The sequence below is a fragment of the Streptomyces sp. NPDC088747 genome (assembly GCF_044751025.1).
Lineage (GTDB): Bacteria > Actinomycetota > Actinomycetes > Streptomycetales > Streptomycetaceae > Streptomyces.
Map to the genome: position 1 here is coordinate 742,678 of NZ_JBIVKZ010000002.1, position 13,058 is coordinate 755,735.

Below are 13,058 nucleotides of genomic sequence, written 5' to 3' on the forward strand. Positions count from 1 at the left end.
GGGTGGCGGGCTTCCGTGGCTTGAGACTAGAGCCTGGGCGGGGCCGCCATCCGCGCAGTGTTCAGGATCACCCTCCCCCGGAGTACGGTCCGTCTCGGCCGTGGCACGATTCGCCATGGTTTCCCGGTCGCTTGTGCGTGGGTTGCGCGGGTTCGCGCCGGGTTTCGTGTCCGGTCGGTTGGGGAGTGAGCAGGCGTGCCCAAGGTGTCCGCGGTGATCGTCCCGTACGCGTCCTATCTGCGTGTGTACGAGCCGCTGGCCGCCTTCCCGGAGTCGGAGCGCGGCCACTGGGAGCGCTACGCCCGCCGCCCCGAGCGCCCTTCCTACCAGGACGAACTGCGCCGCTCGCTGGCCGACTTGCTGCCCACCCCGCCGGTCCCCGTGCCGGTGCACGAGAGCGCTGACGCGTTCGTGGTGGAGGTCGACGGCGTGGTCTGCGTGTGCCCGTGGCGGACCCGGCTGCGCGGCTGGCAGGCGCTGGGCGAGCTCGGCGAGGAGCTGCCGGAGTCGGTCCTCGACTCGGTCCTGCCCCCGCTCGTACGCCGCCAGGCCGCCCTCGACTACGAACGCTGGCTGGAGCGCAACCCCGACGCCCGCCCGTGGATCCGCACCTCGACCTGGCAGGTGCCGCTGAACTGGTTCGTGCTCGTCTCCGACGAGGAGCGGCTGTACGAGAAGGGTGCTGGAGCCGACGGAGCCGCGCCGGCGCTGCGGTACCGGACGCCGATGGTGCAGGCGCGGCGGCGGACGGCGCGGGCTCTGAAGACGCTCAGGGACACCATCCAGGACGGGCCGCTGATCGACGGTCTGCTGGAGGTCGGGCGCTGGCTGGAGGAGTTCCACCCGCGCTCGCTGGTCGAGCTGGACTACGGCGGGCTCGTGCACGTGCTGCCCGCGGGCGAGCTGGAGGGCGATCACTCGGCCGCGGACGTCCACGAGGGCATCGAGGCGCTGCGCACCGGGGACGGGGCCGCGGCGGGCGAGGCGTACGGGCGGCTGGTGGAGCGCTGGCGGTCGGTGCGCGACCGGCAGTCCGCGAACTGACGTACCGTCGTGCCACGCGTCCGGCGTCGGCCTGTGCCGTCGTCACATGCCGGGCGACTGCGACGTCCGCGCACGGTGGGGAACACTCATCACGGGACGTAGGTCCCTAACCGGCCTTTTGTGTCAATGGCGTGTCAAGCGTGACGGATGGCACTTTCCTGGCCCTTGCGCCCCTTGCCCCTCCTCGTGCCAAAATAGGACAAGGAGCCCGGGGGAGGGCTCCGTCCGCCCACGTATGGGTGGAATCTCAGCATTGCACGCTATGGGGGGTCTCGTGACTCCTGATCGTCCTGTGACTGATCGTCACAGTGGCGTGACTGTCCGCTATGGCATGGTCCATCGGCTTCCGTCGCTGATGAACACCTGGGAGGGCAATTCCATCGGTTTGGCCGACGTGGCTGGACGGATGGTGTAGTTGTAGTGCCGAGGACAAGCCGTTCGTCCTATAACCGACTCGGCCCGCGTCCGCCATTTCGGGCAACGCGGGTCAAGGTGCAGAATTTAGAGGAATGAACCGAGAAGGTTCGGTTCTCCCGAGGAGGCCGCTCATGACCGCTCGCACCCCTGATGCCGAGCCGCTGCTGACCCCGGCTGAGGTCGCCACGATGTTCCGCGTGGACCCGAAGACGGTCACGCGGTGGGCGAAGGCCGGCAAGCTTACGTCCATCCGCACGCTCGGCGGGCACCGCCGCTACCGCGAAGCTGAGGTCCGCGCGCTACTCGCGGGTATCCCGCAGCAGCGCAGCGAGGCCTGAACAAGCGCATAGCCGGGCAAATCGGTAGGTCCCCCAATCTGCCGACTCGTCCGAACCACAGCTCCAAGCGACGCGGGTCCTGCCCCAACGGGACCCCCGCCCGACCCAATTCCATAAGCTTCAAGGGTGCGTCGTAGGTCGCGCTGGACTCCGCCGGGTCCAGCGCGATCTTTTTTGTGCGCTGGTTGCGCACCGGTCGTGCGCTGGGTGACGGGTCTGTGAGCGGGCTTGTGGAAGTCTGGGGAGGGGTGTCGGATCTCCTGTGGGTGTCCTCGCAGGCTGGTGCAATTGCACATATTAAATTGACCAGTTGTAGGTGAGGTGTAAGTTCCTGGGTTTCCAAAAATCATGCGGTGACACCCGTCACATGCCAGAGTCCTTGTCCCCTGCGACGCCTCTGCGCTAGGGGAGTTGGGGGCTCGTGGCGGCTTCGTCCCCGTCGGAGCCTCCGGCGCGGTCGGCCTCGTCGGGGTCCTCCTCGCCCTGTGGCGCGGGTTCCAGGGCGAGCCGCAGGAGCCGGTGGCAGATCGGGCAGTGGCGCGTCAGGTGGCGGTACCCGGAGGCGGCCGCGAGATGGGCGCGGAGCAGGGCTCGCGTCTCGTGCCGGGCGTACGCCGCCATACACACCTCCAGGGCCCCACAGGGGGCGATAGCCCTGGTTTCTGGGTACCGGCGGAATGTGACGACGTCAAGACATGCGCGGGGGCCGGGGCTTCGGGGGCATGACGAAGGCCCCGCTCCGTCGCCGGATGCGGGGCCTCTCGTCTGCTGCGGTCCTGACGGGATTTGAACCCGCGGCCTCCACCTTGACAGGGTGGCGAGCACTCCAAACTGCTCCACAGGACCTTGTTTCGCAGCCACTTGGTCGTGCGCTGGGCTGCGAAAAGAGACTCTACAGGAGGGTTGGGCCCGTGGTCGAACTCACCCACCGTACCCGTGCTGTCACGGGGCGAGAGCGTCGATCGCCTTCACGATGCGCTTGTCGGAGACGGGGTACGCCGTGCCGAGCGCGTGGGCGAAGTAGCTGACGCGGAGCTCCTCGATCATCCAGCGGATGTCCAGGACCTGCCGGGGTACCGGCCGGCCCTGCGGAAGCTGCTCCAGGAGCCAGGCGTACTCGTCCCGCATCTCGTGGACCTTCTCCATCCGGCTGGTGTCGCGCTGGACGTTCGTCGGCATCTGCTGGAGGCGCCGGTCGGCCGCGACCAGATAGCGCATCAGGTCCGGGAGACGGCGCAGCCCGGTCGCGGTGACGAAGCCGGGCCTCACGAGGGCGTCCAGCTGCGCCCGTACGTCCGCGAGGTTCGCGAGCAGCGTCGGGCTCCTGGTGCCCTTCAGGCGGCGCTCACAGGCCTGCCAGGCGGCGAGGACCTGCTGTACCTGGCCGACCGTGCGGACCGTCGTGTCGACGATCTCGGCGCGCACCTTGTCGTAGAGCTTGCGGTAGGACTCCTCGTCCCAGGCCGGGCCGCCGAAGTCCGCGATCAGCTTGTCGGCCGACGCCGTCGCGCAGTCGTCGAAGAGGGCCTGGACGGAGCCGTGCGGGTTCGCGGACAGGGCGAGCTTCTGCGCGTTGCTGAGCTTGTCCGAGGCGAACTTGCCCGGGTTCACCGGGATGTTGCGCAGGATCAGCCGCCGGGTGCCCTTCCACATGGCCTCCGCCTGCTCGGCCTCCGTGTCGAAGAGCCGTACGGAGACGGTGTCGCCGTCGTCCACCAGCGCGGGGTACGCCTTGACCGGCTGGCCGGCCCGGCGGGTCTCGAAGACACGGGTGAGCGAGCCGATCGTCCACTCGGTGAGGCCCTTGCGCTCCAGGGACTCCCCGCCCTCGCGCTCCGCCGTCGCCGCGGCGGCCTGCGAGATCGCCTGGCGCGCCTTCGGCTTCAGCCGGAGTTGCAGCGCCTCCAGGTCCTTGTCCTCGGCGAGCTTTCGGCGCCGCTCGTCGACGATCCTGAAGGTGATCCGCAGATGGTCGGGGACCCGGGACCAGTCGAAGTCGTCGGCGGTGAACGGCACGCCGACCATGCGCTTCAGCTCGCGCGCCATCGTCACCGTCAGCGGCTCCTGGAGGGGCACCGCCCGCTCCAGGAACTTCGTGGCGAAGTTGGGGGCGGGCACGTAGTGGCGGCGGATCGGCTTGGGCAGGGAGCGGATGAGCTCGGTGACGACCTCTTCCCGCAGCCCAGGGATCTGCCAGTCGAAGCCCTCGTCCGTGACCTGGTTCAGGACGTGCAGCGGGATGTGGACGGTGACGCCGTCCGCGTCCGCGCCCGGCTCGAACTGGTAGGTGACGCGGAACTTGAGGGGGCCCTGGCGCCACGAGTCGGGGTAGTCGTCCTTGCTGACGTCCCCCGCCCGCTCGTTGATGAGCATCGACCGCTCGAAGTCGAGGAGTTCGGGCTCCTCGTGCCGCTTGTGCTTCCACCACGAGTCGAAGTGCGCCCCGGACACCACGTGTTCGGGCACCCGCTGGTCGTAGAAGTCGAAGAGCGTCTCGTCGTCGACGAGGATGTCCCGGCGCCGGGCCCGGTGTTCCAGCTCCTCGACCTCGGTGAGGAGCCGGCGGTTGTCGGCGAAGAACTTGTGGTGGGTACGCCAGTCGCCCTCCACGAGCGCGTTGCGGATGAACAGCTCGCGGCTGGCCTCCGGGTCGATCCGCCCGTAGTTGACCTTGCGCTGGGCGATGATCGGTACGCCGTACAGCGTGACCTTCTCGTACGCCATCACCGCGGCCTGGTCCTTCTCCCAGTGCGGCTCGCTGTACGTGTGCTTGAGGAGGTGGCCGGCGAGCGGCTCGACCCACTCGGGCTCGATGCGCGCGTTGACGCGGGCCCACAGCCGGGAGGTCTCCACCAGCTCGGCGGACATCACGAAACGCGGGGGCTTCTTGAAGAGGGCCGAGCCGGGGAAGATCGCGAACTTGGCGCTGCGGGCGCCCAGGTACTCGTTCTTGCCCGTGCTTCTGCCGCCGCCCTCCGCCGAGGCCTCCTTCACGTCCTTCATGCCGATGTGCGACAGGAGGCCGGCGAGCAGGGAGACGTGGACGCTCTGCTCGGGGGCGTCGTCCTCGGTGGGGTGGATGCCCATCTGCTTGGCGACGGACCGCAGTTGCGTGTAGATGTCCTGCCATTCGCGGATGCGCAGGAAGTTGAGGTACTCCTGCTTGCACATCCGGCGGAAGGCGGAGGAGCCGCGCTCCTTCTGCTGCTCGCGGACGTACCGCCACAGGTTCAGGTAGGCGAGGAAGTCGGACGTCTCGTCCCGGAAGCGGGCGTGCTGCTGGTCCGCCTGCGTCTGCTTGTCGGCCGGGCGCTCGCGCGGGTCCTGGATGGACAGCGCGGCCGCGATCACCATGACCTCGCGCACACAGCCGTTCTTGTCGGCCTCCAGGACCATCCGGGCCAGCCGGGGGTCGACGGGCAGCTGGGCGAGCTTGCGGCCGGTGTCGGTGAGCCGCTTGCGTACGTCCTTCTCGCTCGGGTCCAGCGCGCCCAGTTCCTGGAGGAGCTGGACGCCGTCGCGGATGTTGCGGTGGTCCGGCGGGTCGATGAAGGGGAACTTCTCGATGTCGCCGAGACCGGCGGCGGTCATCTGGAGGATGACGGAGGCGAGGTTGGTCCGGAGGATCTCGGCGTCCGTGAACTCCGGGCGGGCCAGGAAGTCGTCCTCGGAGTACAGGCGGACGCAGATGCCGTCGCTGGTACGGCCGCAGCGGCCCTTGCGCTGGTTGGCGCTGGCCTGTGAGACGGGCTCGATGGGCAGCCGCTGGACCTTGGTGCGGTGGCTGTACCGGGAGATACGGGCGGTGCCCGGGTCGATGACGTACTTGATGCCCGGGACGGTGAGCGAGGTCTCGGCGACGTTGGTCGCCAGAACGATCCTGCGCCCGGTGTGCGGCTGGAAGACGCGGTGCTGCTCGGCGTGCGAGAGGCGGGCGTAGAGGGGGAGGACCTCGGTGAAGCGGTAGTTCCTCTTCGTGATCGCGTCCGCGGTGTCGCGGATCTCCCGCTCGCCGGACAGGAAGACCAGGATGTCGCCCTTGCCCTCGCCCTGGAGCTCCTCCACGGCGTCGCAGATCGCGGTGATCTGGTCGCGGTCGCTGTCGTCGCCCTCCTCCTCCAGGAGCGGGCGGTAGCGGACCTCGACGGGGTACGTACGGCCGCTGACCTCGACGATCGGCGCGTCGCCGAAGTGCCGGGAGAAGCGCTCCGGGTCGATGGTCGCGGAGGTGATGACGACCTTGAGGTCAGGCCGCCTGGGCAGCAGCTGGGCCAGGTATCCCAGCAGGAAGTCGATGTTGAGGGACCGCTCGTGGGCCTCGTCGATGATGATCGTGTCGTACGCGCGCAGCTCGCGGTCCGTCTGGATCTCGGCGAGCAGGATGCCGTCGGTCATCAGCTTGACGAAGGTGCCGTCGGGGTTCACCTGGTCGGTGAAGCGGACCTTCCAGCCGACGGCCTCGCCCAGCGGGACGTCGAGCTCGTCCGCGACCCGCTCGGCGACGGTCCTGGCGGCGATCCGGCGGGGCTGGGTGTGCCCGATCATGCCGCGGACACCGCGGCCGAGCTCCATGCAGATCTTGGGGATCTGGGTCGTCTTGCCGGACCCGGTCTCACCGGCCACGATGACGACCTGGTGATCACGGATGGCGGCCGCGATGTCGTCCTTCTTCTGGCTGACCGGCAGCTGCTCGGGATAGCCGATCGCGGGCACCCGGGCGCGCCGCTCGGCCATCCGGGCCTCGGCCCGGGTGGCCTCCGCGTCGATCTCGGCGAGCACGGCGGTACGGGCTTCGGGCTTGCGTATCTTGCGCGCGCCTTCGAGCCTGCGCCCGAGCCGGTGCGCGTCGCGCAGGGACAGCTCGGCCAGACGGGCGGCGAGATCGCCGAGGGCGGGGGCGGGGTGCGTAGACATACGCCGTCCAGGATCTCACCTCGGCGAAATGACTGGCGAACGCTTTTGCGTGGCGGACACCCGGCCCGGCGCCCGCGTGGCCTGGCGCGGGGGACGGACACGGCCGGCGGTGCGGAGAAATATCCCTTGAGCGGCTTTAGGTTGTGCGTTATGTCCGAGATGTCGCACGGTGCCCATGGCAAGCCGCCCACCCGCGGGGAACGGTGGACGTCCTTCAAGGAGTCACCGTTCCTGCCCGCGACCGTGCTCGTCCTGATCATCACCGCGGCGGCGGGCCTCTTCGCGGGCTCGTACACCTACACCATGGCGAATCCGACGCCGCGCCATGTGCCGACGGCGACGGTGGGGGAGTACGACGAGGAGCGCGGCAGGGCCTTCGTGGACGGGATGGAGAAGGCGCTCGACGCCTCGCTGAAGATCCGGTCGTACGAGAGCCGGGCGGCGGCCGTCCGGGCGGTCGACGAGCAGAAGGTCTTCGCGATCCTCGACGTACGGGAGTCGGGCCGGCAGGTCACGCTCGACGTGTCCGGGGCGTCCGGGGCCTCGGTCGCGACGCTGCTGGCCGAGGCGGGCCTGGCCGTCGGCAAGGAGACGGGGGTCGCCGTCACCGTCGCGGACATCAAGCCGCTCCAGAAGGGCGACCCGCGCGGTCTGGCCATCTTCTACATCTCGCTCGCCGCCGTGATCATCGGCTTCGTCGGCGCGATCCAGCTCAGCGTGCACGCGCGAGGGCTGAACCCGTGGGAGCGGATCGCCTTCACCGCCTGCTACGCCCTGCTGGGCGGCTTCACGATCGCGGCGGTGGTGGACTGGCTGCTGGGCGCGCTCGATCTGCCGTTCGTCGAGTCCTGGCTGATCCTCGCGTTCACCATGTTCACGTCGGGCATGGTCTTCACGATGTTCAACACCCTCTTCGGGCGCTGGGCGATGATCCCCACCTGGGGCCTGATGGTCCTCCTCGGCAACCCGTCCTCGGGCGGCGCCGTCTCCTGGCCCCTGCTGCCGTCCGTGCTCGGCTTCATCGGCCGCTGGCTGCCGCCGGGCGCCTCCGTCAACGCCCAGCACACGGCGGTGTACTTCGCCGGCTACCAGCACGCGTTCCCGTTCCTGGTCCTCGCCGGGTGGGCCCTGGTCTCCTGCGCGGTCTTCTGGACGTGGCGGCACCGGCACCCCGGGGGCCGGACGGCCGAACCGGCGCACGCGGCGGACTGACTCGGCGAGTGCCCTGGGAAACGACCCTGCGAAACGGCGAAGACCCCGTCCGCCGGACGGGGTCTTCGGGGTGGTGGCTGGGGCCGGGATCGAACCGGCGACCTATCGCTTTTCAGGCGATCGCTCGTACCAACTGAGCTACCCAGCCACGAAGTTCCTCGCGGAACTTCAGCGGTCCTGACGGGATTTGAACCCGCGGCCTCCACCTTGACAGGGTGGCGAGCACTCCAAACTGCTCCACAGGACCAAGCTGTTGTGTGCGGCTGCGTAAGAAAGTGTCGCACACGGTTTTCCGTGCCCCCAACGGGTGCACATGCAGATGGTTGCAGTTCTGACCAGCGGTGTCCAATCGGTATCGGCCTGCTCGTCATGGAGAGAGAGCTAGCTCACAAAGGCGCCGGTTCACTCGCCCGCGAGCCGTCTGCGGACCATCTCGAACTCGACGTCGGGCGTGAACTCGGGCTCTCCGCCGTCGTGCCGGACGAGCCTGGTGAGCGTCCCCGCGTGCCACCAGTAGACGTCCGGGCTGACCGGGCCCACGGCGTCCCTGAAGTTGGCGGCGGCGAAGACCGTCATGCCGTACAGCGTCGGGAGCAGGGTGGTGTCCCGGTCGGCGGCGATGGGGCGGAGGACCAGTTGGTGGCGGTTGGGCATGGCGACCAAGGCTCCGTCGGGGCCGAGGTCGCGGCCGCCGAGGTCATGGGCGAGCTGGTCGGCGGCCAGGACCCGGCTGGAGGTGAAGAAGGAGTCGCCCGTCACCACGTCGAAGCGCATGTCGTCGGGGCCGTGCAGGACCGTGTGGCTCTCCACCGGGAGCTCGCGGAGGTTCTCCAGCGCGCGGATCCGCAGGCCGACGATGCCGCCCAGCGGTTCCAGCAGGTCGTCGGGGAGTGTCATCACGCTCTCCTGGAGGTCCAGGGCGAGGACCTCGCACAGGCCGGGTGCGACGACGCGGGCGTGCAGGTACGCGCCCGCGTTCGGCTCGATGAAGTCCCGCGCGACCACCCAGGGGCGCAGCCGGGCCAGGAGTTCGTCCGCCGTCATGAGGTCGAGCGGGGAGGGCCCGTCCAGCACCCGCACCAGGCGGCCGATGTGTCCGCGGATCAGCTGGGGCCACCATCTCGGGCCGCGGGGGTCGTTGTGGCAGATCGCCGCGATGTTGCCCAGGCCGAACCGGCGGCCCGCGCTGTCGATCACCGCCCCCGCCAGCAGGGTGACCTCCAGGCCCTGCTCGGCGAAGGCCTCACGGACCTGCGCCCGGAAGTGGGCGGCCTCGTCGACGGAGAAGAAGCCGTACTCGGCGTCACGGGGGGCGGCACGGGAGGCGGCCCGCCGGTCACGCTCCGGCGATCGGCGAAAGTTCCACATGAGGCGGCCTTCCGGGTCGGGTCGATGGTGTCGATCGAGTCCCCTGCTGTCAGGCCACAACGTCGGCCGCCGCGTAAGGGTTCAAATCGGCACCGCCGTGAATCGCCCGGATGCCTTGTCCTGTACGGGATGCAGGGGACGTGCGGGTTGCACGGGATGCAGGAGAGGTACGGGATGCGCGGGGCCCGCGGTGCCCGGCAGTTGCCTCGGCTCCGCGGGCCCGTCCGGTCCGCCTGTGGTGATGCTCGGGCGCGCGCTACCCGTCGGTGCCCTTGCGCAGGGTCACCGCCGACCGCTGCCACCGGGAGACGCCGTCGGCGATCTGGGCCCCGGCCGTTCCCGACCACGCCCGTGCCGCCCGCTCGGTGATGGCCGCCACCTCCGCCTTGGCCGCCGCCGAGATGACGGCCGCGTTCGGCTCCTTGTACCAGGGGCGCAGCCGGATCAGCGCGGGGCGCACACCGGTCGCCAGGAGCAGGGCGGTGCCCTTGGGCAGGGCGCGGATCTTGTCCGGGGGCAGCACCGGGTCCAGCCGGTAGGAGTACGAGCGGGAGGTGCCCTCCTTGCTCCTGGAGATGGAGGGGGTGCGGATGTCCTGGTTGCCGACGAGCTTGGAGATCTTCTCCACGAAGTCGGCGTCGTCCAGACCCGCGCCGAGGAGTTTGACGGTGGCCGCGCTCCACAGGGCGTCCATGCCCGCGTCCCCCCACACCCGGCTGCCCTGGCGGTAGCTCTGGAGGAGGGTGACGACGTTGATCCCGCGGGAGCCGAGGTGGCTGTAGAGGTCGGGCAGGTCGGAGATGCGGCAGACGTTGGCCGCCTCGTCGAGGACCGCCGTCATGGGCGGGTCGAGCCGGCCGCCGGTGCGCTCGGCGGCGACCACTCCGGCCCGCAGCGTCGCGTCGGCGAGACCGGCGATCACGCCCGCGGCCGAGCCGCCGCCGTCCTTGGACAGCAGGTAGAGGGTGTCCTTGCCGAGCACGTGCACGTCCGGCCTGAACTGCGGAAGGCTCGGGTCGGGCGTCACCCACTTGACGATCTCCGGGTCGAGCAGGCAGGCCACGCACTGCCGGGCGGTCTCGTAGATGCCGTCACGGGTCTCGACAGCGCCGCGGACCGTGCCCTGCAACTGCTCCGCCATGGCGACCATGTTGACGTCCCGCAGCAGGTCCACCGGCGTGCGGTCGGCGGGGTCGGCGAGCCAGGCCAGCAGGTCGAGCACGGAGCCCTTGCCGCGGGCCGCGGCGAGGAACAGCGCGGTCAGGGTGTTCTGGGCCGCGGAGATCCAGAAGTCCTTCTTCGACTGGTCGTCGTTGACCGAGGCCACGAAGTGCCCGGCCAGCCGGCGGGCGCCCTCGATGGTGTGGCAGTCGGACAGGATGTCCCACCACATCTCGCGCGGGGCGTGCGCGATGCCCTGCGGGTCGAAGGTCCACACCGTGCCGGCCTTCTCGCGTTCGGCGCGCGTGACGGAGTACACGTCGGACTTGTTGGAGGTCAGCAGCACCGCGCCCTGCGCCCGCAGCACGCGCGGGACGGCGATGCCCGTGGACTTACCGGCGCGCGGGGCCATCAGGTCGAGCTCCACGTCCTCGTAGGAGGAGCGCAGTTCGGGGCCGCTCGGTTCGAGGTCGCCGAGGAGGTTGCCGGTCTCGTCGGGGTGCAGGTGCTCCCGGCCCTTGAGGGAGGGGCGCAGCTCGCGGGCGCGGGCCGCGATGCCGGCCGGACCCATGCCGGCCAACTCCCGCCGTCCGGCGAGGCCCTTGGGCCGTGACACCCAGCGCATCACCAGGCGCGCGACCACGAGGACGACCGCGACGAGGACGCCGAAGAACACCACGATCCCGGCGATCACGCCGGTCGTCGAGGCGTCCGGCCAGAGAGTTTTCGGGCCGTCGGAGAGCAGGGTGCCGAAGGTCGCCAGGGCGAACGGCGGGGGGTTCCAGCCCGAGCCGGTCACGGCGGCGCCCACGGTTCCGCCGAACCAGACGCCCCCGAACATCAGCATGAACCCGCCGGCCACCATCACGATCGCCCACGGCATCAGTTCGCTGCCGTACGTCCGGCCCTTGGGCGCGCCGCCGCCTGTCATGGGGTGAACCTTCTGGCCTGGACCGCGTTCGTGATCACGCGGCTCACCTCCTGTCCATCGGTGTCTTGGAGAGGTCGGGAAGATGCCCGTACGGGTCGTCGGGGATGTGCTCGAAGCCGCCCTCGTTGGCCGGCTTGTTCGCCACCCAGCGCTTGTTCGTGTCGTGCAGGTGCCGCTCGGTGTCGGTGATGGCGACCTTGATCGGGATGCCTGGGCGGCCACCGACCTTGATCAGGAAACGGCCGCGGCCCGGCGGCTCCTCGCGGTCTCCGTGCGCGGCCCAGCCCGGCGGCGAGGACCAGGAGGAGACCAGGGTGATCTCGCGGCGGGACAGGCCCACGATCTGGCCCAGCTCCTCCATCTCCTGGCGCGGCAGTCCGGCGACCACCACCATGCCGGCGCGTTCGACGAAGCCGCGCGCCTTGACGCGGTCGGTGTCGCTGCCCAGCGACTCGGCGTCCTTCAGGGTGTGGGTGATCTTGGCGTCGCCCAGGCCGAGGCTGCGGTTGAGGCGGGTCAGGGCGTCGATGCGGTCGACGATGCCGGAGGCGGCGCGCAGCGGCCGCCACAGCTCGTCGAGCACCGTGAAGAACCAGCGCCGGGGCGCGAGTCCGGCGTCCGCGAGGGCGTGCGAGGCGGCCACCGTGCCAAGGCCGTCGGACCACGAGGCCAGCATCGCCGCCGCGGTGAGCTGGGTGTCGGCCTCGCCGATCCGGGAGATGTCCATGCACACCGCGGTCGAGTTGAGGTTGATGCGGGTGGAGGTCTCGGAGGCGAAGGTGTCGCCGAGCGGTCCGTCGAGGATGCCCAGGAGCGAGCGGTGCAGCGGGTCGACGGCGTCGCGGTAGCGGCTCTCGTCCCCGCGGTCCAGGGTCACGGCCCGCACCCGGTCAGGACCTTCGACGAGGACCTTCACCAGATCGCCCAGCAGCGGCGCGCGGTTCGGCGGGGTGCGCTCGCGCAGATGGTGCAGGGCCGCGGACAGTACGGACTGCTCGTGGTCGTCCATGGGGCGGTCGCGCACGATGGTGATGAGCGCGGCGACCATGTTGAGGACGCGGCCGTGGGTCTCGGCGTGCAGTACGCGCCCCGCCTCGCCGCCGATGCGCCGGGCCGCGGCGCCCATGGCACCGGGGTCCAGGACGTTGATGCCGCCCATGCCGCGGCCGATGGAGATGACCTGGCCGCCCAGGGCGCGCACGGTGTCGGCGTAGTCGGGCTTGAGGTCGCCGAGGACCAGCGGCACCACACCGGTGGCGGCGAGGCCGATCAGCATCCGGTTGATCAGGGTGGACTTGCCCAGGCCCGGCATGCCGAGCATGAACAGCGAGGGGTTGGAGATGTAGTGGGCGCGGGTGAACCACGACAGCGGGTCGCCGCAGACGGTGGCCCCGGTGTAGAGGTGCTGGCCCAGTGGGACGCCGGTCATGGGCGCGCCCGAGCCGGCCGCGAACGGCCACAGTCCGCACGCCTGCACGGTGGTGGCACGCCACATCGTCGGCGGGTCCACGTTGGCGACCTGGCCGCCGCCGGGGCCGTACCAGCCGCGCGGGGGAGCCAGCTTCTCCCTCGGCTCCCTGGGCGCGGCGCCGGGCTTCTTCCTGGCCTCCGCCTTCTTCTTGTTGTTCTTGCCGTCCTTCTTGGGGTTGAGGTCGGGGCCCTCGTCCTTGTAC

General features: G+C 70.2%; 8 protein-coding genes and 3 tRNA genes. 3 read left to right on the forward strand and 8 right to left on the reverse strand.

What is annotated here, in order from left to right; translation table 11 throughout:
* Positions 1-195: 195 nt before the first annotated feature.
* Together ACIP79_RS07880 and bldC are read left to right on the forward strand one after the other, a co-directional pair.
* Positions 196-1,044: a hypothetical protein gene (locus tag ACIP79_RS07880; RefSeq protein ID WP_383680068.1), complete on the forward strand. Its 849-nt coding sequence runs from the start codon at positions 196-198 to the stop codon at positions 1,042-1,044.
* A gap of 548 nt (positions 1,045-1,592) precedes the next feature.
* A complete protein-coding gene (gene bldC, locus ACIP79_RS07885; protein WP_003949541.1) occupies positions 1,593-1,799 on the forward strand; it encodes a developmental transcriptional regulator BldC in 207 nt (68 codons plus the stop codon).
* Between the two features lie 402 nt (positions 1,800-2,201).
* Here bldC and ACIP79_RS07890 read toward each other — a convergent pair whose 3' ends face one another.
* From ACIP79_RS07890 to hrpA, 3 genes are all read right to left on the reverse strand, one after another.
* Positions 2,202-2,420 (reverse strand): DUF6274 family protein, encoded by a 219-nt coding sequence (locus tag ACIP79_RS07890; RefSeq protein WP_401220657.1) that lies wholly within the window; start codon positions 2,418-2,420, stop codon positions 2,202-2,204.
* 150 nt (positions 2,421-2,570) lie between these two features.
* A tRNA-Asp gene (locus ACIP79_RS07895) sits at positions 2,571-2,645 on the reverse strand.
* 96 nt (positions 2,646-2,741) lie between these two features.
* Positions 2,742-6,713: an ATP-dependent RNA helicase HrpA gene (hrpA, locus tag ACIP79_RS07900; protein ID WP_401220660.1), complete on the reverse strand. Its 3,972-nt coding sequence runs from the start codon at positions 6,711-6,713 to the stop codon at positions 2,742-2,744.
* A gap of 159 nt (positions 6,714-6,872) precedes the next feature.
* Between hrpA and ACIP79_RS07905 the strand changes: the two genes are divergently transcribed.
* Positions 6,873-7,925 carry an ABC transporter permease gene (locus tag ACIP79_RS07905; RefSeq protein WP_401220966.1) on the forward strand — a complete coding sequence of 351 codons (1,053 nt, stop codon included), beginning with the start codon at positions 6,873-6,875 and terminating at the stop codon, positions 7,923-7,925.
* A gap of 71 nt (positions 7,926-7,996) precedes the next feature.
* On the opposite strand, the gene ACIP79_RS07910 is transcribed toward ACIP79_RS07905, so the two are convergent.
* The 5 genes from ACIP79_RS07910 to ACIP79_RS07930 all read right to left on the reverse strand — a co-directional run bounded on the left by ACIP79_RS07910 (position 7,997) and on the right by ACIP79_RS07930 (position 12,946).
* Positions 7,997-8,073: transfer RNA gene (locus ACIP79_RS07910), tRNA-Phe, on the reverse strand.
* 24 nt (positions 8,074-8,097) lie between these two features.
* Positions 8,098-8,172, reverse strand: a tRNA-Asp gene (locus ACIP79_RS07915).
* A 155-nt stretch (positions 8,173-8,327) separates the two neighbouring features.
* Positions 8,328-9,293 carry a hypothetical protein gene (locus ACIP79_RS07920; protein ID WP_401220662.1) on the reverse strand — a complete coding sequence of 322 codons (966 nt, stop codon included), beginning with the start codon at positions 9,291-9,293 and terminating at the stop codon, positions 8,328-8,330.
* A 256-nt stretch (positions 9,294-9,549) separates the two neighbouring features.
* Positions 9,550-11,385 carry a type IV secretory system conjugative DNA transfer family protein gene (locus tag ACIP79_RS07925; RefSeq protein WP_401220665.1) on the reverse strand — a complete coding sequence of 612 codons (1,836 nt, stop codon included), beginning with the start codon at positions 11,383-11,385 and terminating at the stop codon, positions 9,550-9,552.
* A gap of 43 nt (positions 11,386-11,428) precedes the next feature.
* Positions 11,429-12,946 (reverse strand): ATP/GTP-binding protein, encoded by a 1,518-nt coding sequence (locus ACIP79_RS07930; RefSeq protein ID WP_401220969.1) that lies wholly within the window; start codon positions 12,944-12,946, stop codon positions 11,429-11,431.
* Positions 12,947-13,058 lie beyond the last annotated feature (112 nt).

What these genes read in the sequence shown, in the direction of transcription:
- bldC (WP_003949541.1), top strand. Translation starts at nt 1,593, where the DNA reads ATGACCGCTCGCACCCCTGATGCCGAGCCGCTGCTGACCCCGGCTGAG.
- ACIP79_RS07890 (WP_401220657.1), bottom strand. Translation starts at nt 2,420, where the DNA reads ATGGCGGCGTACGCCCGGCACGAGACGCGAGCCCTGCTCCGCGCCCAT.
- hrpA (WP_401220660.1), bottom strand. Translation starts at nt 6,713, where the DNA reads ATGTCTACGCACCCCGCCCCCGCCCTCGGCGATCTCGCCGCCCGTCTG.
- ACIP79_RS07905 (WP_401220966.1), top strand. Translation starts at nt 6,873, where the DNA reads ATGTCGCACGGTGCCCATGGCAAGCCGCCCACCCGCGGGGAACGGTGG.
- ACIP79_RS07920 (WP_401220662.1), bottom strand. Translation starts at nt 9,293, where the DNA reads ATGTGGAACTTTCGCCGATCGCCGGAGCGTGACCGGCGGGCCGCCTCC.
- ACIP79_RS07925 (WP_401220665.1), bottom strand. Translation starts at nt 11,385, where the DNA reads ATGACAGGCGGCGGCGCGCCCAAGGGCCGGACGTACGGCAGCGAACTG.